At 45.6% G+C, this 26,063-nt stretch carries 23 protein-coding genes; 6 read left to right on the top strand and 17 right to left on the bottom strand.

What is annotated here, in order from left to right:
- Window position 1: 1 nt before the first annotated feature.
- The 8 genes from OEV42_05655 to OEV42_05620 all read right to left on the bottom strand — a co-directional run bounded on the left by OEV42_05655 (window position 2) and on the right by OEV42_05620 (window position 8,709).
- Window positions 2-601 carry a V-type ATP synthase subunit D gene (locus OEV42_05655; protein MDH3973747.1) on the bottom strand — a complete coding sequence of 200 codons (600 nt, stop codon included), beginning with the start codon at window positions 599-601 and terminating at the stop codon, window positions 2-4.
- A gap of 119 nt (window positions 602-720) precedes the next feature.
- The gene (locus tag OEV42_05650) at window positions 721-1,737 is read right to left on the bottom strand and encodes an STELLO glycosyltransferase family protein (GenBank protein MDH3973746.1); all 1,017 of its coding nucleotides are present in this window, start codon (window positions 1,735-1,737) and stop codon (window positions 721-723) included.
- The gene (locus OEV42_05645; GenBank protein MDH3973745.1) at window positions 1,734-2,492 is read right to left on the bottom strand and encodes a glycosyltransferase; all 759 of its coding nucleotides are present in this window, start codon (window positions 2,490-2,492) and stop codon (window positions 1,734-1,736) included. Before OEV42_05645 ends, OEV42_05650 begins: the two co-directional genes overlap by 4 nt.
- Before the next feature lie 124 nt (window positions 2,493-2,616).
- Complete coding sequence (locus OEV42_05640; GenBank protein MDH3973744.1) at window positions 2,617-4,221, bottom strand: glycosyltransferase family 39 protein; 1,605 nt, start codon at window positions 4,219-4,221, stop codon at window positions 2,617-2,619.
- 122 nt (window positions 4,222-4,343) lie between these two features.
- Window positions 4,344-5,645 carry a V-type ATP synthase subunit B gene (locus OEV42_05635; GenBank protein ID MDH3973743.1) on the bottom strand — a complete coding sequence of 434 codons (1,302 nt, stop codon included), beginning with the start codon at window positions 5,643-5,645 and terminating at the stop codon, window positions 4,344-4,346.
- Window positions 5,620-7,524 carry a V-type ATP synthase subunit A gene (locus tag OEV42_05630; GenBank protein ID MDH3973742.1) on the bottom strand — a complete coding sequence of 635 codons (1,905 nt, stop codon included), beginning with the start codon at window positions 7,522-7,524 and terminating at the stop codon, window positions 5,620-5,622. Before OEV42_05630 ends, OEV42_05635 begins: the two co-directional genes overlap by 26 nt.
- Window positions 7,484-8,062 (bottom strand): DUF2764 domain-containing protein, encoded by a 579-nt coding sequence (locus tag OEV42_05625; protein MDH3973741.1) that lies wholly within the window; start codon window positions 8,060-8,062, stop codon window positions 7,484-7,486. The genes OEV42_05630 and OEV42_05625 overlap by 41 nt, the downstream gene beginning before the upstream one ends.
- Window positions 8,059-8,709, bottom strand: coding sequence for a hypothetical protein (locus OEV42_05620; GenBank protein ID MDH3973740.1), 651 nt, complete (start codon window positions 8,707-8,709; stop codon window positions 8,059-8,061). The genes OEV42_05625 and OEV42_05620 overlap by 4 nt, the downstream gene beginning before the upstream one ends.
- Window positions 8,710-8,986: 277 nt before the next feature.
- On the opposite strand from OEV42_05620, the gene OEV42_05615 reads away from it, so the two are divergent.
- The 4 genes from OEV42_05615 to OEV42_05600 all read left to right on the top strand — a co-directional run bounded on the left by OEV42_05615 (window position 8,987) and on the right by OEV42_05600 (window position 13,162).
- Window positions 8,987-9,196, top strand: coding sequence for a hypothetical protein (locus OEV42_05615; GenBank protein MDH3973739.1), 210 nt, complete (start codon window positions 8,987-8,989; stop codon window positions 9,194-9,196).
- 175 nt (window positions 9,197-9,371) lie between these two features.
- Window positions 9,372-11,711 (top strand): ATP-binding protein, encoded by a 2,340-nt coding sequence (locus tag OEV42_05610; GenBank protein ID MDH3973738.1) that lies wholly within the window; start codon window positions 9,372-9,374, stop codon window positions 11,709-11,711.
- Between the two features lie 32 nt (window positions 11,712-11,743).
- Entirely contained in the window at window positions 11,744-12,433 is a 690-nt protein-coding gene (locus tag OEV42_05605) for a penicillin-insensitive murein endopeptidase (GenBank protein MDH3973737.1), read from the top strand.
- Between the two features lie 69 nt (window positions 12,434-12,502).
- Window positions 12,503-13,162 (top strand): hypothetical protein, encoded by a 660-nt coding sequence (locus tag OEV42_05600; GenBank protein ID MDH3973736.1) that lies wholly within the window; start codon window positions 12,503-12,505, stop codon window positions 13,160-13,162.
- A gap of 103 nt (window positions 13,163-13,265) precedes the next feature.
- Here the strand turns inward: OEV42_05600 and OEV42_05595 are convergent, their stop codons facing one another.
- The 3 genes from OEV42_05595 to OEV42_05585 form a co-directional block, all read right to left on the bottom strand.
- Window positions 13,266-16,418 (bottom strand): efflux RND transporter permease subunit, encoded by a 3,153-nt coding sequence (locus tag OEV42_05595; protein MDH3973735.1) that lies wholly within the window; start codon window positions 16,416-16,418, stop codon window positions 13,266-13,268.
- A 159-nt stretch (window positions 16,419-16,577) separates the two neighbouring features.
- Window positions 16,578-17,801, bottom strand: a complete 1,224-nt coding sequence (locus OEV42_05590) for an efflux RND transporter periplasmic adaptor subunit (protein MDH3973734.1) — start codon at window positions 17,799-17,801, stop codon at window positions 16,578-16,580.
- Complete coding sequence (locus tag OEV42_05585; protein MDH3973733.1) at window positions 17,802-19,223, bottom strand: efflux transporter outer membrane subunit; 1,422 nt, start codon at window positions 19,221-19,223, stop codon at window positions 17,802-17,804.
- Between the two features lie 476 nt (window positions 19,224-19,699).
- Here OEV42_05585 and pckA point away from each other — a divergent pair, with 476 nt between their 5' ends.
- Window positions 19,700-21,307, top strand: coding sequence for a phosphoenolpyruvate carboxykinase (ATP) (gene pckA / locus OEV42_05580; protein MDH3973732.1), 1,608 nt, complete (start codon window positions 19,700-19,702; stop codon window positions 21,305-21,307).
- Between the two features lie 92 nt (window positions 21,308-21,399).
- Here the strand turns inward: pckA and OEV42_05575 are convergent, their stop codons facing one another.
- From OEV42_05575 to OEV42_05565, 3 genes are all read right to left on the bottom strand, one after another.
- Complete coding sequence (locus tag OEV42_05575) at window positions 21,400-21,681, bottom strand: peptidyl-prolyl cis-trans isomerase (protein MDH3973731.1); 282 nt, start codon at window positions 21,679-21,681, stop codon at window positions 21,400-21,402.
- A gap of 185 nt (window positions 21,682-21,866) precedes the next feature.
- Window positions 21,867-23,018, bottom strand: a complete 1,152-nt coding sequence (locus tag OEV42_05570; GenBank protein MDH3973730.1) for a multiheme c-type cytochrome — start codon at window positions 23,016-23,018, stop codon at window positions 21,867-21,869.
- A gap of 1 nt (window position 23,019) precedes the next feature.
- The gene (locus tag OEV42_05565; GenBank protein ID MDH3973729.1) at window positions 23,020-23,250 is read right to left on the bottom strand and encodes a hypothetical protein; all 231 of its coding nucleotides are present in this window, start codon (window positions 23,248-23,250) and stop codon (window positions 23,020-23,022) included.
- Between the two features lie 43 nt (window positions 23,251-23,293).
- On the opposite strand from OEV42_05565, the gene OEV42_05560 reads away from it, so the two are divergent.
- Window positions 23,294-23,887 carry a hypothetical protein gene (locus OEV42_05560; GenBank protein MDH3973728.1) on the top strand — a complete coding sequence of 198 codons (594 nt, stop codon included), beginning with the start codon at window positions 23,294-23,296 and terminating at the stop codon, window positions 23,885-23,887.
- A gap of 177 nt (window positions 23,888-24,064) precedes the next feature.
- On the opposite strand, the gene OEV42_05555 is transcribed toward OEV42_05560, so the two are convergent.
- The 3 genes from OEV42_05555 to OEV42_05545 all read right to left on the bottom strand — a co-directional run bounded on the left by OEV42_05555 (window position 24,065) and on the right by OEV42_05545 (window position 25,768).
- Window positions 24,065-24,724, bottom strand: coding sequence for a Crp/Fnr family transcriptional regulator (locus OEV42_05555; GenBank protein ID MDH3973727.1), 660 nt, complete (start codon window positions 24,722-24,724; stop codon window positions 24,065-24,067).
- Window positions 24,725-24,826: 102 nt separating this feature from the next.
- The gene (locus OEV42_05550) at window positions 24,827-25,324 is read right to left on the bottom strand and encodes an alpha/beta hydrolase (GenBank protein ID MDH3973726.1); all 498 of its coding nucleotides are present in this window, start codon (window positions 25,322-25,324) and stop codon (window positions 24,827-24,829) included.
- Between the two features lie 21 nt (window positions 25,325-25,345).
- The gene (locus OEV42_05545) at window positions 25,346-25,768 is read right to left on the bottom strand and encodes a carboxypeptidase-like regulatory domain-containing protein (protein MDH3973725.1); all 423 of its coding nucleotides are present in this window, start codon (window positions 25,766-25,768) and stop codon (window positions 25,346-25,348) included.
- Between the last annotated feature and the right edge of the window lie 295 nt (window positions 25,769-26,063).

Raw genomic sequence — 26,063 nt, 5'->3', positions numbered from 1 at the left:
ATCATATGCCCTGTACCTGCAATTTTTTCTTCGCCATTTTGGCCCAGACAACAGCCGCCGTCTGCTGGTCGCCAAGATGAATCGCTATTCTTCTGATGGCGTCGATGGCCTCCGGAATTTTTACCTTTTCGAAAAGGTTGACTCTCTGGGTCGTCACAAGCAACTCCTGCGCAAGAAGGGCTATCTGCTTTTTTAGCACGTCGATCCGGGCATCCAGTACCATGAGTCTCCCCAGCTTTTCTATCGCCCAATCAACCCAGAGGGGCGTTGACAGGAGATCATAGTCAGTCACGGCAAGATCAACACCTTCAAACCCGGGAATATCCACACCGGCAATATTATCCGCCCCCAGCCTGATCCCTTTGCAACGCACCATTTTTTCAAGACCCACATCTTCAGCGAGAAGTGAAACCCAGGGCATGATACCTGCCCTTTCTTCTTTAAAGGTACTTTCCAGCCCCTTTATCTCCCCCCTGATTCTTACAATCTCACGCTGAAGCTGCTGTTTTTTGGCCGTGAGGGTGGGGAGAAAGCGGTTATAACGCCTTAAATTCTCCTTATGACGCTTGAGTTCATGTTTTGTGAGTTTAATTTTCTGCATCCTTTCAGTAAGTCTCCGCGCAAGGACGGGCTATGAACAAGCAAAGCCAATCGTCCGGTCTTAATCTGTGCCCGTACTCATATTTTAACCGATTTTTTGCCCCCCTGCATGGAGCGGGCTTATTTTTTCGGCGTCACCTCATCCAGGTCCCTGAGCCATGCTTCAAGAAGCGTCAGTTCTTTTGCATCAATATGGCCAAGCACTGTCAGTTGCTCGTAACATTTCATCATATTTGCGGGAATCCCGGAAATCCCTGATTTAAGCGGCAAAGCGGCAAGAGAATCACAAATTGCCCTGTTATGCAAATACCCCGCTATTTCATCGTTAAAATCTTTCATCAAATCATGATCATTACGGATCTGGCTAACGGTGGGACCATGAAAAAGGAGGCCCCAGCCGTTTGCCCAGCAGATTCTCTGGGCAACAAAGCTTCTCCAGATATCAGTCATTCTGAAACTGCAAAAAGAAGGAAGATAAAGGAGCGGAAAGGCATGAGGAAACCAGGTCGTATTCTGGCTATTGAAAGGACACCAGCTTCCCTCACCAAGAATAAGGTTCCCCTCGTCTCTGAAACGCAGGGGAAGAGGCGCAACAAGCCTGTAAATGGCATCAACATCGGGATTGTCATTAGCCAGGCCTTGCTGAACGGGGCACTTTATTTCTTTAACATGTGGAATATGTGAAGGGAAATCCGTATTCTTTATAAGGTCCAGGGGATAGCCCCTGGGCCATATTTGCTCGTCAGTAAAGTAGGAATAGGCATTTACCCAGCCCGCCCCCTTAATGAAAGCACCTTCATTGACTTCACTTCGTTCATTCCAGAAACCCTCTTCCGGCACATTATCATCGTCGGTTTCAATAATAATTTGAGCCCCCTCCCTGATAGCAAGAAGGTATCCAATATTTTTCCTGGCATAATGACGGAGAGGAAGATTTTTAAGGCATCTAAAATCCAGTTTCTGCTGATCTTCGATTCCGTAAAAGCGGCAGCCCTCAAGTGTGAAGTCTTGTGGAGAGGGAACATCCCCAATAAGAAAAAAGGGGACCCCCCGCTTTGCGCACGCTTTGGCATATTGAACAAGAATGCCGTTACGGGGACCGGCAATGGAAGTAATAATGAGTGAGGGGAGCTTCATGATTGCCTTCTCCCTTCTATCCATTCACTTTGAAAGATACAACGTTTCCCAAAATAGTAAAAGAGGGCGGCAAAAGAATTTCTAACAGCATGCCTGGAAACACGTGGTGAAGGGGCCTTGTAATGAATGGGAACTTCCATATATTTCGATCTTCTCAATAAATATCTCAGTTCTGTCTGGTAAAAATGGGCCTTTGACCTGAAGGGATAATCGATAAAAGCTTTTACTATTGAAGCGTGAAAACCCTGGTAGCCGGAGGTCATGTCATTCATTTTCGTGCCAAGTAAAATATTAGCGAGAAAAGTTCCTCCCCATGACAGCAGCCGTCTTTTGAAAGGCGAATCGACCATGGAACCGCCGTTAATGAACCGGCTGCCGAAGGCGCAGTCATTTCCTTCGTTGAGAACTCTCAAGAACATGGGAAGCGCCCTTGGATCATGAGAGCGCCCTGCATCCATTTCAATAATTATGTCATACCCATTAAGAAGGGCCTCCCTGTAGCCTCTTAAATAGGCATCCACTATGTTCCTGTTTTCCGGCGCCCATATGACGGTAAAACGGGAATCACCCCCGGCAAGCTTCCGGCATAGTTCCAGCGTATTATCCCTGGAAACTTCATCTATGACGAGAAAGGCATGGCCGCTTTTCATATAATCAAGGACAGCAACCAGTTCATTGATGAAAGGGTAAAAGTCATTCTCCTCATTTGCCATGGGGATTACCAGCGTCCAGTTATTATTAAAAGAGGTTAACAATTAATTTCTGCTCCTTCCATTTTTACCCTTTTCCTGCATGGTTTTTGTCTGATAATTTAACGGGGACACCTTCTCAGAGGCATAGGCCTTCAACTTTAGGGGTAACCCTATTTTCGCTTGAACACTAATTACGGAGTTTATAAATATCAACGGAATATTTTTTCCCGGGCTTGAAAAAGGATGCAACCTTATAAAAGTTTCTATTTTGTCCCAGAAATTCCATCTCCGGTGATTTCTCGGAATCAGTAGCAAAATAGGTTTCCTTCAATTCACTAAAATCAAGGGTACCTTCAACCACTTTTAAATATTTCGACTTTCCCATTTGGGCATAGCCAACATTCCCGGGGACGATGGGAGCCTTATACCACCAATGTGCTTCGTAAATTCTTATGTTCCGCTCATTTCTCAAATTGATGATGAGCGAATCATTGGGATGTCCCCACATAGTCGTTAAAAAAAGCGTTATGGGCTGCTCTTTTGCTTTTTCCTTCAGGTATTGTGCGGCCTCACTGATTCCATAACCGGAAGGCCAGCCGCTTACATACTGGAAGTGATCCTGCGGGATAAAGGCAGCCTTGACGGGATTCATAATAACACCATAATCAAGTATGAGCATGGGAATAAAAAACAATGATATCACCCCATTTGCCCATAAGCCCCTGAAAGGAAACTTATGGAAAATAACAAATAACTTTTCCCGCAGATAAAGCATCGAAATGGATGCAATAACCAGGGCGGAAGGGATGGCAAAAACAATATAGCGCGAAAAGAGGATCTGCCCTATAAGCATTAAAACCATTAGGGGAAAGAGAAACCAGAGAAAAAGGGCAATATAGTCTCTTTTTTTATACTTAATGACAAAAAAAACGGAAAAAGCCACGACCCAAAATATGAACGGCGTCAGGTAGGAGTAGAGATAATTAACCAGCACAGCGGCATTTTTCCACCAAAGATGAAGTGGAAAAGAAAGGAGGTCCCGGGCAGTTAAAAAGTACTTCTTTTGATAAAAGAGAGGGTTTCTTTCATGGGGCGATGATCCCCCCAAATTGATAACCGCAATAATGAGAAAGGCAACAAGATAAGTAATCATGAAGTAATATAAATTATTTTTGACCCCTCTTGTACCGCCGAGAATAAAAATAACGGCAGGCAGGAGCAAAAAATAGAGCAGGGCTGTTGTCTTTGTAAGAAAGGCAGCCGTTAGAAAGAGACCGAGCAAGAGAAACCATTTCCCGCTCCCTTCACCCCGGCGGCTTATTATAACGCATATTAGCAATGTGTAAGTTATAAACAGGGAAAGCAGTGAAGCCGCTATGCCTATGCGATCATGTATCAGCATGTATGGTGTAAAAATATAGAGGGCAAGGGCCAATATGCCGGCGCCATTGGAATGAAGCAGGCGCGCAATATGATAAAGGGCAAGGGCTGACAAAAATCCTGAAAAAACAGAGATAACCCGGATCGATGTAAGAGGATTATTAAAAAGCTTCACTGTGAGGGCATTAATCCAGTGAAAAAGGGGCTGTTTCCCATCTATGTTCAAGGAAAGCAGAAACTGCGATGGCTCTTCTGCAATGATTTGTGCCCAGCGGATGTAAGTCGACTCATCTGTAAATATGGGGAGCCCATGGAGTTTATAGAACCTTGTTATAAAAAAAAGAAGGCATAAGCCGGAAATAAAGATAAAATTATACTTTGCGGCATTTTCCCGACCCTTATTCTGATACAATGTTGACCTCAAAAAAATAAAAACGCTCTATTAAAAAGACAGCCCCCCTTCACTTCCGGCCCGTTTATAATGGCGATAAGGAAAGAAAAGGTCAAGCCCCTTATCATTGCAAAGGAAGACTGCTAACTGACTCCCTCAGGCCAGAACTTCTTAATCAGCTCCGTTCTTAATCCCGTCTCTTCAGGTGTAAAATGATGGGCCAGCATTTGCCAGCCCCTGTCTAAAGCCTCATGAAGAGAAAGGTTTAAGGAAATATCCATCATCCCTTCTTCGAAGCGCTTTCCGTAAGCTAAAAGTTTTTTGTCCCACCGGGTCATATTAAAACCCATGGCCCTTTTTTCCAGCGTTTCCCGGTAGTCTGCATAGAGCTGAATCATACCGTCCATGAGGGCCCGGTGGTCTTCCCGTGTCTTGCCGTTAACAAACTGTTTAAGCCGGCTCAGTGAACCGAAGGGTTCAATCCATCCCTTGTCGAGATAATACTGCCCTTCCGTAATATATCCCGTATTATCCGGCACGGGGTGAGTCACGTCATTTCCCGGCATAGTCGTTACCGACAGGACCGTTACCGAACCCGCCTCTTCAAAGTCAACGGCCTTTTCATACCTCGATGCGAGCTGGCTGTAAAGATCACCGGGATAGCCCCTGTTGGAAGGGACCTGCTCCATGGTGATGGCGATTTCCTTGAGGGCGTCGCAAAAGTTGGTCATGTCCGTTAAGAGTACAAGCGCCCGCTTCCCCTGAAGGGCAAATTTCTCGGCAACGGCCAAAGAAAGGTCGGCCACCATGGTACATTCCACGACGGGATCGGAGGCCGTATGGATAAAAAGGACCGACCTCGGCAACAGGCCCTTTTCCCTGAAAGTATCCCTGAAGAATACATAGTCGTCGAATCGAAGTCCCATTCCGCCGAGAATGATGACATCGACACCGGACTGAACGGCAATTCTTGCCATAAGTTCGTTGTAGGGTTCTCCCGCTGTGGTAAAAATGGAGATTTTCTGCGACTCGACAAGGGAGTTAAAAAGGTCGATCATGGGAATGCCCGTATCGATCATTTTCGATGGAACGACCCTGACGGCGGGATTGACGGCAGGGCCTCCCGTTTCGGTCATTGATTCAGTAAGCTTTGGTCCTTTGTCACGGGGCTCGCCCCGGCCGTTAAAGATGCGGCCAAGAAGATTATCAGAAAAGGACACTTCCATACGCCGTCCCAGAAAGCGTACCTCGTCATCTGTCGAAATACCGCTACCGCCGCTGAATACCTGGAGATAGACTTTTTCCCCATGAAGACGTATTACCTCGGCCAAAGATTTCCCCCCTGCCGATGATATGAGCGCCAGTTCACCGTTACCCACATGACCTGCCTTTACGGTAACGACATTCCCTGAAATATCGCTAATCCTGCTGTAGATCTTCTTCATCGCTCTCCCTGAAGCCATCTTCTTCCTGACGGAGTCTCTTGAGTCTCCTGCCTCGCCACAGTTTAGAATTTGCCCGCGTTTCGACAAAGGCCTCTTCTATTTGCGGAACCGGCGCAGCCGCGCTCTCACCCTTATTCTCATTAATAAGGGTTATGATCTTTTCCTCGAGAGACATAAATTCAGGTGAATCCCAGACGGTAAAGTTGAGATCGAGAAAAAGCTGCCTCAGCGAAAAAAAGATATTTTTTGCGTCATCCTTGCGGGTAACGGCAAAGGGCGTTTCCATAACTTCACGAACGACGTTAAAGAGATAAACCTGTCTCTCTTCCGGCGTGGCCGAATCGATTTCATGAAAGGCATTCTGCTGCAAATAGACGCCATCAAAAAGTTCACCTTTCATATAGATTACGTAATCATCGAGGGAGGTTCCCTCTTCACCGACGACCTTCATCATCTGCTCTATTTCATCGGCCTTTCTTAAAAAAGCAAGTATCCATTCCCGCTCTTCAGCGCTGATGATCCCACTGTAGCGCGACCAGCTCTGGAGTGGTTCGATGGCAGGATAACGCCTGGCGTCGGAGCGTTCCCTCGATAATCCGTGAAAGGCGCCCACCACCTTGAGTGTCGCCTGCGTAACAGGTTCTTCAAAAAAGCCTCCCGAAGGACTGATCGTTCCGCCAATAGTAACGGAGCCTGTGGAACCGTCTTTTAACCTTACTGTTCCCGCCCGTTCATAAAAATCGGCAATAACCGATTCGAGATAGGCGGGAAAAGCCTCTTCACCGGGAATCTCTTCCAGCCTGCCTGAACGCTCACGCATGGCCTGGGCCCAGCGTGATGTTGAATCGGCAAGAAGAAGCACGTTTAGCCCCATCTGACGGTAATACTCGGCCAGGGTAACGGCCGTATAGACGGAAGACTCCCTGGCCGCTACAGGCATGGAGCTCGTATTGCAGATGATGATGGTCCTCTCCATGAGGTACCGGCCTGTAAAGGAGTCCTTGATTTCGGGAAAGTGGCGGATCGTCTCCACCACCTCACCGGCCCTCTCACCGCAGGCGGCAATGATGACGACGTCTACCATGGCATTGCGGCTGGTGATCTGCTGGAGCACCGTTTTACCGGCGCCGAAAGGCCCCGGTATGCAGTAAGTCCCTCCCCTGCCCACAGGAAAGAGAGTATCGATAATGCGAATTCTGGTAAGCAGATTTTCCTTTGCCGCAAGACGCTCTTCATAGGCCGTAACGGGCCGCTTGACGGGCCACCGGAAAGAGAGGGTAATATGTTCTTCACCATCATTTCCCTCGATGCATGCCACTTTATCATCGATAAGGTACTCACCGGACTCAACAATATCGCTGACGGTAAAAGTTCCAACCCGATGAAAGGGGACCATGATGTGATGATCGAACTTCCCCTCCCTGACAAAGCCTATCCTATGGCCTGCTTCCACGCTGTCGCCTGTCTTGACAAGAGGCGAAAACTGCCATTTTCTATCCCTCGAAAGCGACGGGATACTTACTCCCCCTTCAAGAAAGTGGCCGAAACTCCCGGCCATGACCTTAAGCGGCGTCTGGAGACCGTCAAATACACTGCCCAGCAAACCGGGGCCAAGCTCGACGGAGAGAAGTTCTCCCGTAAATTCAACCCCTCCTCCCACCCTGAGGCCCCGTGAATTTTCAAAGAGCTGCAAATCGGCTATATCACCCCGAATACGCACCACTTCCGATTTTAGCCGCCTCTCACCGAGATGAACATGGGCAACTTCATGCTGGCGGACCCTGCCATCAACCCTGACGGTAACCATGTTACCGTTAACACCTGTAATAGATCCCACCCTAGCCAAGATCTGCCTCCACAGGGTCTCCTTTTGCGTCATAGTTATTTCTCGCGCCCTCCATTATGGCATGAAGACGCTGCAATCCTGCTTTTTGATCAAAGGTCTCACGCCTTTCCAGTATGTGAAGCTTGAGACTATAAAGGGCGAGCCACTCAATATCAAAGTAACGGCCAAATTCGAGAAGTTCCACATATTCCCATCTCGCTCTATCTATTTGTTCATCGGCATCGAGGGGCGCGGAAAGGGCAAAAATCTCCTTTGCCACCATTGCAGCATGGGAAGCAATACTATTGTCCGCATTCTCATGCGCCGCAATTTGACGGTCCAATTTGGCAGCCCTCAAGCGTCCAAGTTCCCATCGAAGCGCCCTGTCCCAGGCCGTCCATTTTTTCATGGAATCAAGAGAGTCAGCCTTACCTCCGGCGGCGGCAAGGGAAATGCTTTTTATAATGTCAAAATCATTAGCATGAAGAAATGAAGCGCAAAGGGAGAGGAAATGTTCATAGGAAATCGGCTTTGTTTGAGAAAAAGAAAGGTGGGGCAGTGAAGCGACAAAGTAGTAATAACTGCTTTTCACTTATCTTCCTCCTTTTTGCCCCTTTCATCGAGAATGGCCGCAAGTTCGGGAAAGAGATTGTTTAAAAGCAGTTCGGCAACAGCCTCATCGCTGAAATCGTAATACATATGACCCCCCTTCAGTCCCGCGCGAAAACCGCCCTTCATGCCGGAACGGCCTTTTACTTCTACTCCCCTTTCAAGCGCTTTTCCGAGTTTTTTTATAAAGCTGTCCGACAATCCCTTCCGGTCTTTTTCACTGATAATAATCTCAAGGGTTTCCCTCTCCTTATCTCCCTTGTGCCATGCTTCTGCTATCTTTCCGATAAGTGATTGAAGCGCCTCGCCGGTAAGGGCTTCATTACAGTCCTTAAGAATAACAGAGCGGAAGGTTTCCTCAATAGATCGTTTTAAGGCGATGGCGCTATCCCGTGCGGCAAGTTTGAGTGAGTCTATTCCTCGCTGACTGCTCTCTTCAGCTTCTTTACGGGCATTTGTAACGATATGAAGGGCCTTTCTTTCAGCTTCATCGACAATCCTTGCGGCATCCGCTTTTGCCCCGGTGATGATATCTTCCGCTTTTTTGGAAGCTTCCTCTATCCCTTCGCTTTTAATTCTGCTGATAAGCTTGCCGAGACTCACCTCATTATTATCCGAATGTGCGGCCATAGTTTCCACATGAAAAAGGTTATAATACTTACAGTTGGAGTTTACACCTTCCTAAAATGGGTGTCAAATTTAAGGCGGGCTGTTGCTCAAACCGGAAAAGAGAGCAGACATGACAACGTTTTAAAAGTCAAGTCAATTTGAAATCCATCTTTTCTCCTGTATACTTATATTGACATGACAGACTCATCTCCCCTGACCTGAGAACCTCTATTTCCAATAAATCATCAAATTAACAGGGGTAATTAATGAGGGATTCGGCCTGAAACGCCACACAACCATGTATAATGATTTTGTCATGGCAGGTCCGGCCCATGACCCGGCAGGCATAAGTAAAGAGAAAGATGTGCTGAAAGCCTTAAAAAACATTGCCTCAAAAGAAGCGCTCTTTCTCTCCCGGCCTGATGATTCGGGTACCTATGAGAGGGAGAAAAGCTTGTGGAAAGCGGCAGGTATTGATCCTTATGGCCCCTGGTATAAAGCTCATTAATTATTATAACATCATTGCCGTCAACCCAAATAAACACCCCTCGGTCAACACCGAAGGGGCGGCCGCATTTATTGATTTTATAAGCTCTGAAAAAGGCCGTAAGCTGATCCGCAATTTTCGTATAAATGGTGAACAGTTATTCACTCCCGTCAAACAATAGATAACATTTACAATAATGAAACCCATTCTCATTAAACCCGGAATCAGAAGCCTTCTCTCCCTTGTCCTCATATCTGCAATATCGGTAATGCTGGCTGTGGGCGCCTATATATCACTTCTTTCCAGAAAAGGGATGGAGAAACAGGTGATTCTTACTGAAAAAATGCATGCCCAGATCCATTTGGCGGAAGAGACGGAAGATCTCTTCGACAAACAGGTTCAGGCATGGAAAGATATTCTTTTAAGGGGGCAGGATGAACAACTTTACTACCGTCATTTGAGCAATTTTTATGCTATTGAGCGACAGTTCCTTTCCGGGCTCAATGATCTCGAATCCATATTGGCTGAACATAAAGATAATGAATTGAATAAACTGCTCATAAAAGTCAGGGAAAACCATCACCTCCTTGGAAAAAAATACCGGCAGGCAATCCACCTCTTCAAGAAAACAGATAAAGATGCCCACATGGCTGCCGATAAATTAATCAGGAAAGGAGATATTTCACTTCATGAATCGCTGGCCAGGCTGATTAAACGGCTGATGACCATTGAAAAGCTGAAAATAGAAAATCTGCAAAATGAAATTATAAAAGTGGAACAAAGGGTCTTTGCAACGGCGCTGCTCTTTGCCTCTCTATTTGTTCTTCTTCTCATTTTACTGGTAGACAGAAAAATCGGAAAGCCTGTAAGCAGGGCCGTTACTATTGCAAGGCGGCTAAGTCCTGCCGACATGACCTCCACAAAAAGAATTGATTTTAGAAAAGCCGACCTCGATTATCTCCTGGAAACCTTAACAGAAAGTGAAAACCATGTTAACCTGCTTATAAATTCCGCAGCAGAAGCGATCTACGGCCTCAATCTCAAGGGGAATTGTACCTTTGCAAACAAATCATGCATTAAACTCCTCGGTTATGACAGCGCCGAAAGTCTTTTGGGAAAAAACATGCATAACCTTATTCATCATAGCCACCCTGACGGTTCAAAGTATCCCGAAAAGGAATGCAGGATATACGAGGCATTTCACAAGGGCCGCGGCACACACGTCGACGATGAAGTGATCTGGCGTAAAGACGGGAGCAGCTTCGAAGCGGAATACTGGTCTTACCCGCTTGAGCATAAAGGCAGGGTCATCGGTTCCGTCGTTACTTTTGTCGATATAACGGATCGTAATGAGTCGGCCAGGATGCTGAAAAAATCGAAGGAAATGGCCGAAGATGCAAACAGGGCCAAGAGCGAGTTTCTCGCTAATATGAGCCATGAGATAAGGACACCCATGAGCAGCATTATCGGAATGGCGGAACTCCTTTCGGAAACCGCCCTGAGCAAGGAGCAAAAGGAATACGTGGCGCGTCTCACAAAATCCGGAGATTCGCTCATAAGGATTATTGATGATATCCTCGATCTTTCCAAAGTAGAGGCAGGGCTTATTGAACTGGAAGAGATTAATTTCTCTCTGCCCGGAGAAATTGAAAAAATCTTTTCCATATTTAATATCAAGACGGCCCAAAAAGGGATCGAACTGAAAAAAGAGATTTCTCACGACGTACCGGGCTATCTGCTGGGTGACCCCATTCGCCTTAGACAAATATTAGTCAATCTTATCGGTAATGCCATTAAATTCACAGACACGGGCAGAGTAATGGTCTCCGTCGGGTGTCTTGAACCGCCCCGGCCAAATGAATCATGTCAATTGCTTATTTCCGTCAGTGATACGGGCATTGGCATCTCTGAAAAAAATAAAGAGAAAGTATTTGAAGAGTTTGTGCAGGGAGATTCTTCAACAACACGTACCCATGGCGGAACGGGTCTCGGGCTTTCCATTTCAAGAAAGCTTGTTCACTTGATGGGAGGCAAGTTGTCTGTTGAGAGTAAAGAGGGAGAAGGAAGCACATTCTATTTCACGATAGCCATGAAAATCGGTTCCAAAGAAGAGAGTGACAAAAGGCAAACTTTTTTACCCTGGCCTAAAGAAGGGCCGCTTAAAATCCTCCTGGCAGAAGACGCGGAAGACAACCGTCTGCTGGTAGAGGCCTTTCTGAAAGATACGCCGCACACCATCGATATGGCTAAAAACGGCGAAGAAGCCATTGAACTTTTTGTTAGCAATGAATATGACCTTGTCCTCATGGATATGCAGATGCCCGTTATGGATGGTTATTCGGCGACAAGGGCCATCAGGGGATGGGAAAAAAGAAATGATAAAGAAGAAACGCCTGTTATAGCCTTCACGGCACACGCTTTAAAAGAGGAAGTAGAAAAGTGTATTAATGCAGGTTGCACAAGCCACCTGTCCAAACCGATAAAAAAGAAAGACCTCATTTATGCAATCCATTCCTGCGCTCAGACTGCATCCTGATCTTCCCATGCACTGATAGAGAAATAATAGAAATGATTAAAACAACATTTATACTGATCATTTTCCTTTCCATCTCACCCATAACTGCCTGGACTGAAGAAAAGAGCATCTGTTACGGAACCACTTCAAAGGGCAGACTGGAAAAAGGCGTCAAACTCCCCTCGGGGGGTAATAATTACATTTCCTACAGCATTCTTGCCAATTTATCAGGCAGAACCTACGTCCACAGTACCGTCAGGGATGTTGTCACAGAAAGCTACGGCATGCTTGAAAAGGAAGAGCCCTCTAAAGTCTTTAAATATGCTGAAACCGGTTTTAAGGAAGGCGGCCCTTTTAAGCCCCATAAAACCCATCAAAATGGTCTGTCAGTGGACTTCATTGTTCCCGTCACAAACAGGAAGGGCGAGTCTCTTTACTTACCAACCCATCTCTTTAATAAATGGGGTTACAACATTGAATTTAGCAGGAAGGGAATTTATAAAGAGTACACCATTGACTTTGAAAGTATGGGGGCTCACATTGTTGCTTTGCATAAAACGGCGAAAAAGTATGGCATTGACATCGAGAGAGTAATATTTGATCCTCATCTGCAATCCCTGCTTTATAAGACCAAATACGGAGAATACATGAGGAAAAACATTACCATTCCAAAGAAAAAATCCTGGGTGCGCCATGACGATCACTATCATGTTGACTTTGCTATTAAATGCAAAGATATTTAGCCGATGAAGTTGCGAAAACAAAATAAATGGGCTAATTTTATATATTATATAAGATTTGGAGGTTTCCCTATGAAAAGATACAGCAATGAAAAGCATCTTCTTTTCCTGATCATCTGCAGTGTACTCTTATTTCAATTTTTTGGATGCAACGGTGAAAAACCTGAACCTGAAGGAGTGACGCCACCGCAAACCCAAAGGGGTGTAGAGAAAATACCGGAAGTTAAAGCGCTTGAAGCAAAAGTCAATGCGCTTGCGGCAAAAAACAAGGAACTGTCAAAGAAAAACGGGGAACTTTTTGAAGAAGTCAAGAAACATGAAGAACAAAAGCAGGCGATGAGCAAGCGGATAAAAAGACTTGTTGACGGCTACCAACCGGGCATATGGACTACCGAAGATGCCGGTCTTTTTCCTGTTTTTAAAAAAGCCCTTAAATCGGCCGATGCCAAAAGAATTACTGAAGCGTTAAATTACGAATTTAATCAGGAGGAGCTCCCGCGCGTGATCTTCAACAAGCAGGAAAACAATACCGTATTTATCGGCATTGCCAACTCTGAGCACCTTACCCGGAGAATGGGAACGAGCGGCGCGTTATCTTACATGGCGTCAGTTACCTATTCCATAACTTCAGCCAAAGGAGTGGACTGTGTTTTCTTCGACTTTGAAGAGGGAGACCATGCCATTCCGGGCCGGTATTGCAAGCATTCCTTTGAGCCCTTTACCTTGCAGTAAGTATATTCTTACTCCCTTTGTAAAGGCCTATGGCTCGGAGACAACGGCTCATAGAGGAGGTCAGGAGGGATTTGGAATTAGTTTAAGTAAAATCGGGGGCAGTTCACGCTTCCATTTCTTCTTTTACTTCGCCACTCTCCCCCATACCCTCTTCATCTCTCCCGAAAAAAGCCTTGATCTGGTGCCGGAGATCCTGGTGAATAACGTAAAGCGTTGGTGTAAGCAGCAGGACAACACCTGTGGAAAATAGGATGCCGTAGCCGAGGGAAATGGCCATGGGGATGAGGAACCTGGCCTGGACCGATTGTTCGAAGATCATGGGGGCAAGGCCGAAAAAGGTGGTTAGCGATGTGAGCATAATAGGTCTGAACCTCCGCCTTGCCGCCAGATAGGCCGCGTCATAGGCGCTTTTCCCCTCTTCTCGCATCATCTTATTGGCTGTGATTATAAATACAAGGCCTCCGTTGACCACAATTCCACAAAGAGCAATCATGCCGAAAATACTGGTGATGCTCATATCATAACCCATGATAATATGCCCTACAAGGGCACATACAAGACCGAAAGGGATGCTAAGCATAACCACTATCGCCTGGGCATAGCTCCTGAAAGGAATAGCAAGAAAGCAGAAGATGCCCGCCATGATAAAGGTAATCCCCATATGAAGGTCTTCCTGTGACTGAGCCTGCTGCCTCTGCCGGCCTGCAAAGGTATATTTAAGGCCGGCATACTTTGCCTTCAGTTCGGGGAGAAAATTCCTCTTTAGACCATCAAGGACCTTATTCTCATTAGTCACCCCCTGAATGACACTCGCCTTGACGTTGAGCACTCTCTTGCCGTCAACTCTATCAATCTCCGTATAGGCGCGGCTCCCTGTAATCGTCACCGCTGAGGAAAGAGGCACTTCACCTCCATCAGGCGTTAATATAAGGAGTTCTTCCAGACTGTAAAGCGACCGTCTCTCCTCTTTGGGTAATCGGATCATAATCCTGACTTCATCGCGCCCCCGCTGCTGGCGAAGCGCTTCAGCCCCATAATAAGCATGCCTTACCTGGCTACCGAGAGACCTTGCAGTTAAACCAAGTGAACGCCCTTCAGCTTTCATATTAAAATCAAACTGTGGTTTTCCCTGTGCAAAACCATCATCAATATCGGTAACACCCTTATATTGGGCAAGCTCTGCAGCAACGTCACTTGCAGCAGCCTCAAGCGTCTTCGGATCGGGATGGGTCAATTCTATATTGATGGCCGCCGAACCACCTGGACCTACGACGTAATCGAAGAAGAGCCTTTCCAGACCCGGGATTTCTCCTACCTCCTGGCGCCACTTAATACTGAACTGGCGTGATGTCATTTCCCGCTCATTTTGGGGAACGAGCTGAAAAGTAACCTGTGCCGTATTTCCCCCCGAAATGTCAGTCATCACCCCTCTTACAATTTCCCTGCCCCCGTTTTTATCTACGGCCCTTAGCCCCCCCTCTTCAACAAGACGGGCAATACGCCTGACTTCCTCGACAGGTGAACCATAGGGAAGTTCGATTTCTGCATCGATACTATCTGTCTGTATACGGGGAAAGTATGAATAATTGATCCAGCCATTAGTCCAGTAGGCATGAGAGACAATAAGAACAGCAATGGCGACGAGGGCCGTTAGATAGCGATAGGAGAGACAGAAACGAACAAGAGGTGAAAAAATCCGATCTATAAACCATTCAAGTCCCACTGCACAACGGTCAGGAAGAGCCTCGAAAAGTTCCATAAATCGCCCTCTTTTCCTCCTGGGATAATTGAGGTGAGCCGGCAGGACAAAAAGGCATTCGATCAGTGAAATAAGGAAAACCGAAATTATAACAGCGGGCAGAACGAAAAAGAAACGCCCCATCCGACCGGTAACAAAAAGTAGCGGAACAAAAGCAAGAATATTCGTTGAAACAGCAATGAATATAGGCACTGACATCTCTCTCACACCCTTAACGGAAGCAGCCAGAGGAGAAAGCCCCTTTTGGCGATGATAGTAGATATTCTCACCAACAACTACGGCATCATCAACGACGATACCGAGTGTAATAATAAAGGCGAAAAGGGAGATCATATTGATAGTTCCTCCCGAAAAGGAAAGGATAATAAAAGAACCGATAACAGCCATGGGAATACCCATGGCAACCCAAAAAGCGAGACGCGCCTCAAGGAAAAGGGTAAGAGTAATAACGACGAGAAGAAGCCCAATAGCACCGTTGGACAAGAGAAGGTCGAGTCTCTGTTGATAGAGTTCAGACCTGTCCCTGTAGGCGGCCAGGTCCATGCCGGGAGGAAGGGATGGCTTGATGTAAGTTATGTAATCATAAACAGCCTCCGATATCTCGTTGGGTGTCTCCTCACCGGTACGAAACACATTAATTAAAACAGCCTTCTTGCCGTTATAGTAGGCCTCTTTATCTGTCTCGGCAAAACCCTCCCTGATAGTAGCAATATCACCCAGTTTGACCTCCGTACCATCCTTGCGGCTTACCAGTGAAATCCCTGCAAATTCACCGGCATAGTCACGCCGCTCCTTGGTCCTTAAAAGAACCTCTCCTCCCTTTGTCTTGATCCCTCCGGCAGGAATGTCAACGGACTGTTCCCTGATGGCCCCTGCAATATCACCAAGGGTTAAACCATAAGCCCTCAGCCTATGACGGGGCACCTCAACACTTACTTCGGGCTCCCTGACTCCTCTTAATTCAACCTGGGTAATTTCTGGAAGATCAGCCAGTTCGTCCCTCATATGACTCGCCATGTCATACATTGTCCGATCATCAAAATTTCCCGTAAGGGCAAGCCTGATCACTTCACGGCGTCTCGACTGGAGGCTGATGACTGGCCTTTCAGCATCTTCAGGTAGGGAAGTAATGCGGTCAACGGCGCTCTTTATCTCCTGCAACATGTAGTTGGCATCAACACCGGTCACCAATTCTGCGATGATAGTAGTCCGCCCTTCGAGGGCAATGGAAGTAACGCGGTCAATGTTCTCCAATGCCCGCACCTCTTCCTCAACGGCAAGGATTATCCCCTCTTCCACCTCCTCAGGCGTAGCCCCGGGATAGGCAACAGTAACTTTGACTATATCAAGGGCAAATTCAGGGAAGACCTCCTGCTTAATCTTGAATGCACTTACAAGACCACCGATGATGAGTGCTATCATGAGAAGGTTGGCTGCCACATGATTGTCGGCCATCCAAGAAAGGAGACCTTTTCTTATATTTTTATCGCTATTCATGAAATTTTAACCAGATCAATGAAATGTGATTACTTCATTTCAACAGTCCTTTAAGATCCCTCCTAACCTCTACCCTCAAGGGGAGGAACTTTAATCTCCCCTCCTATTTTTAGGAGCACCCACAGGGCATAAAGGGCTTTAGGGGTGGTAAAATCCTCTCTACTCCTTCCCTTTCCCCTCTGCCTTCCCCACCTTATCCCCCACTACCTTATCCCCGGCAGCCCTCAACTTCATCCCGGGAAGGGCATTCTGCAGACGACTTACAATAAGACGTTCCCCTTCATCCATTTTGACAAGGCCTAAAAGCTCATTTTTTCGACGCCACTGGATATCCAGTTTCCGCACATCTAGCGTGTTGTCCTTTTTGAAAATAAAAAGACGATCCCCTTCATGTACCACTTCCCTGGGAAGGGCATAAATATTTTCCAGTTTACCGGCATCAATTTGAAGTTTGACAAAACTGCCGATGAGTATCCTGCCGTCACCCGCCTTGTCTCCAAGGGCAAGGGGATCATCTATCCTGACGAGGATTCTCGCCATTCGTCCTTTAAGATCAAGATCGCCCAGTAATTTTTCAACATTACCGCTGCGGATAACTTTCTTGCCATTGGATGTATCGAGAATGACCTTTACCTCTGCTCCGCTTTTATTCTTTTTATCCGGGAAGGCAATCCGTGAAACATACCCGAGAGGGATCGAAACACGTACCCAGAAGTAATCCGTTCCGGCCAGTGTGGCAATTTTTCCCTGCCTTCCTACGTATTGGCCCTTTTCAGCAAATTCCTCCAAAATAATTCCGTTGAAGGGAGCAACGACCGTCGTCCTTTTTAAATCGAGTTCAGCCGCAGCCAGTCTGCTTCTGGCGGCATCGAGCCGGGCCTTTGCACTTTTCAGATGGGGTTCCCTTAGAGCAAGACTTTTATCAGCCTGAGCTGCAGCATGCTCCTTTTCAAAAAGACGCCACTCCTCACGGGCAACCACCTGCTGTCCCTCTTCAAGTTCCAGCTGCGACTCAGCCTCGGCAAGCCCAGCTTTTAGCTCCTTCACGCGAAGAATATAATCAGCCCTATCGATACTCACCAGCTTATCACCTTTTTTTACAATACCGCCAGGAACGAGTTCACTGCTTATATCGATAATCTTCCCCTCCACTTCAGCAAAGAGATTTGCTTCCATTGCAGGTATAACCTCTCCTGCCGCCTCTATATATACACTTTCCGTTGAGGGAGAAATATTAAGGACTTCCACAATGGGAACGACAGGTTTGGGCCTCCTCTTTTTCGTCGCAGGCTTCATGGCATAAAAAACATAAACAAGGGCTGCCGTAATAGAGATGATTATGGCGGCTGCCGCTAATCTTCTTTTAATTTTTATATCACTCATTTATAACTCCTCATTTTCCCGATGGGGCTCATTGTCAGGCTTATCGAGAGGGGAGAATTTACTCCCTCCCAGCGCCCTGTAGAGCAGTATACGGTTTGAAATAAGCTCTCCTTTTTCACGGAGCATATCCTGTTCAAGCTTTTGCACAGACTGAAGCGCCGTAAGGAGGGGGAGATAATCGCTCACTCCCTGCAGGTAGCGCTTCCTCGTCTCACCCAAAGTTTCCCCGGCAATCTCATATTGCTCACCAAGCGCTTCAATAAGCGCCAGCTGTTCCTTTTCCTGTCGCAGGGCATTTTCAACTTCTTCTATGGCAAGGAGAAAGGCCTGCGTATAAAGGGCAAGCTGTTCATCAACAATAGCCTTTCGTCTCTCAACTTCAGCCTTTCGCCTGCCCCAGTCGATAATAGGCATGACCAGTTCTCCCATAAGGGAATAAAAACGGTTGCTGCCCGAGAGAGCATCACCCCGCAGCCCTCCCGAAGCAAAAAGCTTAATTGCCGGAAGTCTGCCGGCTACGGCCTCAGCCACACGGTAGTCTGCGGCAACAAGCCGCTTGTGCCGTACTCTGAGATCGGGCCTTTTAATAAGGAGATCAGCGGGAATGCCTGTCTTTGGCAATGGAGGAAGCTCAGGAAGAGAGTTAGCCTCTTCTTTAAACTCACCTGATGGTACGCGGCCAAGGAGTACATGAAGACCGTTGGCAAGAAGCGATAACTTCGCCCGTAGCGGTGGAAGTTGAGATTTGAGGGCTGCTACCTGCTGCCGCTGCTGGTAGATATCGACAAGAGAGGCTTTGCCATTTTTAAAGCGGAGTTCGATGAGGTGAAGAAATCTTTCTCCCACCTCGATCTGGCTCTTAAGCAGCCTTAACTGTGCCTGTGTTTCAATAATCTGATAATAAGTATGGGCCACCTGTGAACCAAGAATGAGGGCCGCGCCGGCAAGATCTTCACCTGTCGCTTCATTTTCCAGTAATAGTGCCTTTTCAGCCGATGACAGCCTCGACCAGAGATCGAGTTCCCATGAAAGTCCCAGTTCAAGTGCTGACGTATCACTTCGTTCACCATCACTATCCCAGTCCGAACTTTGCGACAGCTCACCTGTAAGAGGCGGTTTCCTGACGGCATTTGCCTGTTTTTCCAGAGAGGCGGCCTGTATAGTTCTTGCGTAAAAAGACTTTAAAGTAAAACTATCTGACAACGCTTTATTAATAAGTTCATCAAGGCGGGGATCATTAAAGGCAAGCCACCATTTTTCTTTAATCTCTTCCCCTCCCTCATCTGAAAGAGAATAAACCGAGCCATCTTCAATAAGAGGCGCCACCTCATTGTTAACAGTATGAGAGCAAGCGGCTAAAAAGAAAAAAAGGCCCACATATAGAAAGAATCTTAATGGCAATAATAAAGAATTTTTTTTCATAAATTGACTTGATTCTGGCCTTGATTAAAGCAGGGATTATATCACAAGCTTTTTTAATAAATGCAAAAAAAACCGCTTCAACCCTGTTGTCCGGTACCATTCTTTTACAGCATAACGATCATTGCCAATACAACAACAATGGTATAAAGAGATCCAATTACCTTTGTCAATATCATCATAGTTTCCATGGTTTTCCTCCCTAAGTTATTTCTTATTTTATGATATGAGTATACAAAAAAGCAGATTAACAAAAGATTAAAGATTATTGTGTTTTTGTAGGCAGCTATAAATAAGCCCTCTCCCTCAGGGAGAGGGGAGGGCATTTTCTTAGATTGTGCAATCATCACCATTATTTCACATAAAAAACAACATCTTTTCCATGACATCCTTTTTCTTCAAACATTTTTATGCTATCTTATGCCTTTACAATAATAAGCGGCTAAAATATTTATAGCTCATAAAGGGAGGAATACAACATGGTAGGCGGTTTGCACAACCCCAATTACGGTCTCGACAAACATGGCATTGAAAACGTAAATCATATTTACTGGACATGCGTCCCGCCGGTACTTTATGAACAATCGATCAGAAGGCGCGTGGGCATTATATCCTACCGAGGCCCTCTCGTTGTAAGAACAGGCGATTATACAGGCCGTTCTCCCAGGGACCGTTTTGTTATCGAGGAAGAAACAAGCAAGGACAACGTCTGGTGGGGTGAAAGCAACCGCCCTTTCTCTGAAGACAAGTTTGATAAAATTTTCCTGAGAATGCAGGCTTACCTCCAGGGAAAAGACGTTTATGTCCAGGATTGCTATGCAGGCGCTGATCCTGATTACCGGATTCCCATTCGCGTCATTACGGAAGATGCCTGGCACTCTCTTTTCGCCCGTATCATGTTTATCAGGATTATGGAAGATGAAGAACTTCTCAACTTCATCCCCCAGTTTACAGTTATCAACATCCCCGGTTTCAGGGCATCACCCAAGCATGACGGAACCAACTCGGAAGCATTCATCCTCGTCGATATCAAGAAAAAACTTATCCTCATCGGCGGTACGAGCTATGCAGGTGAAATAAAGAAATCGATTTTCAGTGTTATGAATTACCTCCTTCCTGCCAAAGGCGTCCTCTCAATGCACTGTTCGGCCAACAAAGGGGAAAAAGGCGACACAGCCCTATTTTTCGGCCTTTCGGGCACAGGTAAAACAACACTGTCGGCCGACCCTGACCGCTACCTCATTGGAGACGATGAGCACGGCTGGAGTGATAACGGCATCTTCAATTTCGAGGGGGGATGTTACGCCAAGGTGATCAACCTCTCCCATTATGCGGAGCCCCAGATCTTCGAATGCACAAGACGATTCGGCACTATCCTTGAAAATGTAAAAATCGATATGAGAACACGCGATATAGACCTCGATGATGCATCACTTACAGAGAATACCCGCGCCGCCTATCCCATCGCCTTTATCCCTAACCATGAACCGACAGGTAGAGGCGGCCATCCCGAAAATATTATTTTCCTTACCTGTGACGCTTTCGGCGTTCTTCCACCTATTTCCAAGCTTTCACCGGAACAGGCCATGTACCACTTCATCTCCGGTTATACAGCCAAAGTAGCCGGTACGGAAAGGGGAATAAAGGAACCGATAGCAACCTTCAGCTCCTGCTTCGGCGCGGCATTCATGGTAAGAAATCCTTCCGTTTATGCAAAGCTGCTCGGTGAAAAGATCAAAAAACACAATGTCAACTGCTGGCTTGTCAATACGGGATGGATCGGTGGTCCTTACGGTGTGGGTGAACGCATATCGATACAATATACGAGAGCCCTTCTAAACCAGGCCATCGAAGGAGAGCTTAAAGATGCCCCTATGGAGACAGATCCCTTTTTCGGTCTTTCCTATCCAACTCACTGCCATGAGGTCCCGGACCACATTCTCAACCCAAGGAACGCCTGGAAAAAGAAAAAGGACTACGATACAAAGGCCCGTCACCTGGCCGACCTGTTCAGGGAAAATTTCAAGACCTTTAAGAAAGATGTAAGTTCCGATATTTTAAAAGGGGGGCCTGTTAAAAACTGTTAATACAAATTTTAAAAAAGCCCGAACCGGACAGATAGCCGGTTCGGGCTTTTTTTATGTCAATTCATGGGCTGAGCGGCTCCCATAAAGGGACCTTAATCAGTCCTGCTGGTTACTTCTAAAAGGTGATATCCAAACTGCGTCTTCACCGGCCCCTGAACCTTGTTCAGTTCAGCGCTAAATACGACTTCATCAAATTCTTTCACCATTTGTCCCGGCCCAAAAGATCCCAACTCTCCACCATCAGCTCCTGAAGGACATTGTGAATATTGCTGAGCCAACTCAGCAAAATCAGCGCCGCCCTCTATTTTCTCTTTCAGTTCTTTACACTGTTCTTCCGTTGCAACCAGTATATGCCTTGCACTTGCATTTGCCATGCGAATCCTCCTCTATTTTTTTATATGCTATATCATCCCGGAAAGGGCCGTTGGCATCATTTATGGTGTCACACATAGATTCATGATCCAACCGTCCTTTCCTGGATAATAGCCTATATGGTCCATAAAATTAAGTCTATAAGCAATTTTTTCAGTAATTTGTGTAAAGGGCCTTATAAATATCGTCAGGGGGCGATTTTTCTCTCCACCCGATAGAGAAGATAGCTGCTCTCCTTTGTTCCCTCTAGCGCTCTTACAATATCCTCTCTCTCTCCGGCATAGTTGCCGGAAGCAAGAAGGGAGGAGAAAAAGCGCTTGTAGAATTCATCGGGGTAGACATAAATTTCAAAGGCAATCTTTTCGGCTTCTTTGATGGGGGGCGGGACATACTGGAAATCAAAATGCTTCAACGGGGCAATGCGGGTATCGAAAAGTTCTTCCGAAAGATCGAGGCTTACCCTTCGACCTATTATCGCTTCTTTCAGGCTCCCATCGATGATGGAACCTGAAGAATCAAGAAGGTAACCTTTTACCGTAACGGAAGGGGTGATATATGTAGGAAAATAATGACCCACAGCACTATTCGTTATTCTAAGGGTAACATTGGTATTATCGTTAATCACTTCAAAATGGAGACCACCTTCCACCATCTCCCGATCATGAATTCCCCTGAAAAGGTGTTTACGGTCAGGCATATGGCAATTTTGACAAACAATGTTTTCCTTGCCATAAGAGCTTTCCTGCCATTCCCTGTAAGTGTTTGTCAGTACCTTGCCATTTAATTCATAACCTTCATCCAGTTGATGACAGGCAGCGCAGAACTTTGCATCTTCAAAAAAATCTTTTTGCAACGAAGGATGCCTCTCATCGTTGTACATCTCCGGTACATTGATTTTGCCCGGAGATGAGGGGCCATAAACAGTACCATTTCTTACGTGGCAGACAGGACATGAAACACCGGACATTTTTAGGGATTTATCGAAAGTGCTGTTTTTTTCATAGCCTTCCTCTGTCTCATTTATTTCACTTTGTTCTTTTAAAGGTGAGTGGCAGTAGTAGCAGGAAAGGGCAAAGTCGGGATGATTAAATGGGTCAAGTTGCCCCAACAATCCCGGGCTCATACTTTTACTATGAAATGAATGACTCCAATCGTTGTATTGCTTTTTATGACAGCCTGCGCATTTTTCAGGATAAAGGCCGGCCGTCTCTTTTATGCCTTCCCCACTCCCAATTACAGGGCGATTCCAGTAATTAGAAAGTACAACTTCTCCTCCCAAAAGTGTGGGAGGAGAAGAGAGGATAAAAATTAAGACCAGTAATATTACAGGGAAATTCAAGTTAACGGCTACCGCAAGGATTCTTCATACTGCAGGGATTCTTCATACCCTTATGTTTCTTCACCAGGTGCTGGTAGTAGGCCGCCAGTGCCGTCATCTTATCTGATTTCCAGGGAAGCGGTTTTGCCTCCATGGGTATTTCCATACAATAATTGATCATCTGATCAAGAGTAACGACGTCATTGGGCATTTCGACATAGTGGGGGAAGGGGCCAACCTTTTCGAGGTTCAACTGTTCGCCACCCTCATGGCAGGAATTACAGCTAAGGCCCGAATTGCCGAGTTTTTCACTTTTCCAGAGTTTTTCTCCCAGCCTGATAGCAGCAGCTTCATTATTTATCCTCTTCTTCCTGAAACTCTGTTTTCCGCCACAGGGATTCTTCGCACAGGGATTCTTCGCACAGGGATTCTTCGCACAGGGATTCTTCACACAAGGATTCTTCACACAAGGATTCTTCACACAAGGATTCTTCACACAAGGATTCTTCGCACAAGGATTCTTTGCACAAGGATTCTTTGCACAAGGATTCTTTGCACAAGGATTCTTTGCACAAGGATTCTTTGCACAAGGATTCTTTGCACAAGGATTCTTTGCACATGGATTCTTTGCACATGGATTCTTCGCACATGGATTCTTCGCACATGGATTGAGGACACAGGGATTCTTATTTGTCATGGCAAGCAATACACCATCGTTACTGTCAGAAGCAAGAACGGTACTCCCTGTAGCAGTAAAAATCAGCGCGGTAAATAATAAACTCATTAAATTTGTTTTCATTTTTTCTCCTTTAAATAGTTTTTTTGTTCCCTCAAAAAAAAGGGAGCCATTCATAAAGCCAGATGCAGTTTTACAGCCACTTGGAATATAATCCTGGCAAGGGCAGTTAGATCATGGTTTCCAGGATAATAACTATTCCTGTATGATTGCAACTTACCCTGGATTGTATGGATAACTCTGAGACCGTCAATTACCGGTTAACAGGGAAGTAAATTAAAGGAATGGCGAAATAAAGTATGTAAGCCCCATTACAAAAAAAAAGAATTTATTACGATGGAAGGATAATGTCACGGCCACTGGCAATTATGCGGCCGCTTTTTTTCAAGCTGTTCAGTTCAGCAGTAACTGTCTCTCTTGCTGCACCGATAAGGTTTGCAATCTCCTGATGAGATAACCTGACACTTATCATGGTTCCCTCGTCAACAGGTGTTCCATACTTTTCGCCAAGGTCACTGAGGGCGAAAAGAAGCCTTTTTTGCACATCCTGGAAGATGAGATTTTCAAGACGGTTTTCAATCTTTCTCATTCGTCCGCCGATCATCCTGGTAATATTAAGAGAAAGCCCGGGCCTCTTACTGAGAAAACTTTCAAAATGATCCCTTTTTATTGAGCATATAAAAGAATCCTCCAATGCTTCTGCACTGGTTTCGCGTTCTAACTCTCCCGCAAGACTAAGCTCGCCGAAGACATCTCCCGGATCGAGTATATCTATTGTAAGCTCCCTGCCATCTTCCGAAAAGCGGCTTATTTTAATGCGCCCTTCCTTGAGGATATAAAGCGTATCGGAAGCGTCACCCATATTGTAAACGCACTCTCTCTTGTCTACTTTCGATTCCTTAAGCAGGGGGACAAGCTCATTTATATCCTCTTCAGGGAGGTCTTTTAAAAGCCTGTTTGTATTTAGATACCAGAGTGTTTTTTGATTCATTTAACGTTCCTCGAATAACATATAAGTCAATTCCAGGTAAAATAATAGCACACTTTTTATTTTATGATTACCTCAACTTTGTAAGGAATAAATTGTGCTTATTTAATTCTTCACCGAAGCAAGAAAGTGCCTGAATACTTTCTCAACAGTTTCTATTGATGAAATGAGACGATGATCACCGCTAATCAAATGCAGTGAACAATCATGCGCTTTGGCAAACCGGATTGAATTCTCCGGTGGAATAACCTCATCAGACCAGCCATGGACAATTTCAATATGACCGCACTTGGGATGATAATCCTGCACCTTATATCCGGGAATATACAAGGCAGGCGCCAGCAAAAAGATTCCTTCCGCCTCCACCTGTTCAGCAGCCACCACCGAAACATAGCCTCCCATGCTGGAGCCGACGAGCAGGAAATGCTCTTTTTCATCCTTTAAAATATTTACCAGACGCTCAGCACGAACATCGGGATCAAAGGTGTCTGTGTAATCGATGCTGTCAACCTGATAGCCCGCAACTTGGGCTATATCTGCCAGCCTTTTAATTTTGCTGCCCCAGGGGCCGCTTTCTTTTCCGTGGGAGAAATAGATTTTCATGGAGTTTTGGTATTGAGATGGTTAATAACAAATTCCATAATAATCAGGTATATATTTAAGACGATTTCTTTTTTTAAGCATTTCTTCTGTATCTATTTGGCACTCTGTACTAACATAGTCTCTAGCTGGACCAAGTATTAATTCTTCCATTCCTAGATATGTTTTACCATTGTGTTCTATGACTAACTCCCACTTATACCCTGTATCTCCAAATACTTTGAAAAAGTGAAATTTATAAGCTTCGTCAATATGAAACTTGCCGTCTTTATCCGTCATGGTTTTTTTTATGTTATCTTCATTAATAACACTCACTAATGCATTTGGAACGGGAGTATTCTTATTTAGAACAATACCCTCAACCTCAGGACTTATTCTTTCAAAGTGAGGTATAGGAGCGCATCCAGATAAGAGAAAAAGCAATACTATTAAATATAATTTCAACATTATTTTTATTATCTAATGACTCAACTTAATTAAGTAATATGTCCCTAGAATTACCTAATTCACATCTAATTGGGATTGGTTGGAACGATTTCGCTGATCCGTGCAAAAACTTGATAGCACATTAGCGATTAATTTTTTAGCAGTTGTTTAGCGTTCATTTAACTTTTGGGTAGTGTTCAATAATCTGTGTCAGGGTTAATGGAATTATTCATCATATCAAAGCATTAATTCTTTATCCAGCCTTCCTTCAAAGAAAATAGCTAATTGAGAGATCGTTAGCGACCAGTTTTTGATA

This window comes from Deltaproteobacteria bacterium (assembly GCA_029860075.1).
GTDB lineage: Bacteria > Desulfobacterota > JADFVX01 > JADFVX01 > JADFVX01 > JAOUBX01.
The sequence above is the reverse complement of the archived record's forward strand: the minus strand, read 5'-3'. Positions and strand labels throughout refer to the sequence as shown.

Coding starts and splice junctions, on each gene's coding strand:
- OEV42_05600 (MDH3973736.1), top strand. CDS start 12,503: ATGAAAAGATACAGCAATGAAAAGCATCTTCTTTTCCTGATCATCTGC.
- OEV42_05595 (MDH3973735.1), bottom strand. CDS start 16,418: ATGAATAGCGATAAAAATATAAGAAAAGGTCTCCTTTCTTGGATGGCC.
- OEV42_05635 (MDH3973743.1), bottom strand. CDS start 5,645: ATGAAGAAGATCTACAGCAGGATTAGCGATATTTCAGGGAATGTCGTT.
- OEV42_05545 (MDH3973725.1), bottom strand. CDS start 25,768: ATGTTGAAATTATATTTAATAGTATTGCTTTTTCTCTTATCTGGATGC.
- OEV42_05585 (MDH3973733.1), bottom strand. CDS start 19,223: ATGAAAAAAAATTCTTTATTATTGCCATTAAGATTCTTTCTATATGTG.
- OEV42_05590 (MDH3973734.1), bottom strand. CDS start 17,801: ATGAGTGATATAAAAATTAAAAGAAGATTAGCGGCAGCCGCCATAATC.
- OEV42_05650 (MDH3973746.1), bottom strand. CDS start 1,737: ATGAAGCTCCCCTCACTCATTATTACTTCCATTGCCGGTCCCCGTAAC.
- OEV42_05655 (MDH3973747.1), bottom strand. CDS start 601: ATGCAGAAAATTAAACTCACAAAACATGAACTCAAGCGTCATAAGGAG.
- OEV42_05615 (MDH3973739.1), top strand. CDS start 8,987: ATGTATAATGATTTTGTCATGGCAGGTCCGGCCCATGACCCGGCAGGC.
- OEV42_05550 (MDH3973726.1), bottom strand. CDS start 25,324: ATGAAAATCTATTTCTCCCACGGAAAAGAAAGCGGCCCCTGGGGCAGC.
- OEV42_05555 (MDH3973727.1), bottom strand. CDS start 24,724: ATGAATCAAAAAACACTCTGGTATCTAAATACAAACAGGCTTTTAAAA.
- OEV42_05605 (MDH3973737.1), top strand. CDS start 11,744: ATGATTAAAACAACATTTATACTGATCATTTTCCTTTCCATCTCACCC.
- pckA (MDH3973732.1), top strand. CDS start 19,700: ATGGTAGGCGGTTTGCACAACCCCAATTACGGTCTCGACAAACATGGC.
- OEV42_05575 (MDH3973731.1), bottom strand. CDS start 21,681: ATGGCAAATGCAAGTGCAAGGCATATACTGGTTGCAACGGAAGAACAG.
- OEV42_05630 (MDH3973742.1), bottom strand. CDS start 7,524: ATGACGCAAAAGGAGACCCTGTGGAGGCAGATCTTGGCTAGGGTGGGA.
- OEV42_05610 (MDH3973738.1), top strand. CDS start 9,372: ATGAAACCCATTCTCATTAAACCCGGAATCAGAAGCCTTCTCTCCCTT.
- OEV42_05620 (MDH3973740.1), bottom strand. CDS start 8,709: ATGGCCGCACATTCGGATAATAATGAGGTGAGTCTCGGCAAGCTTATC.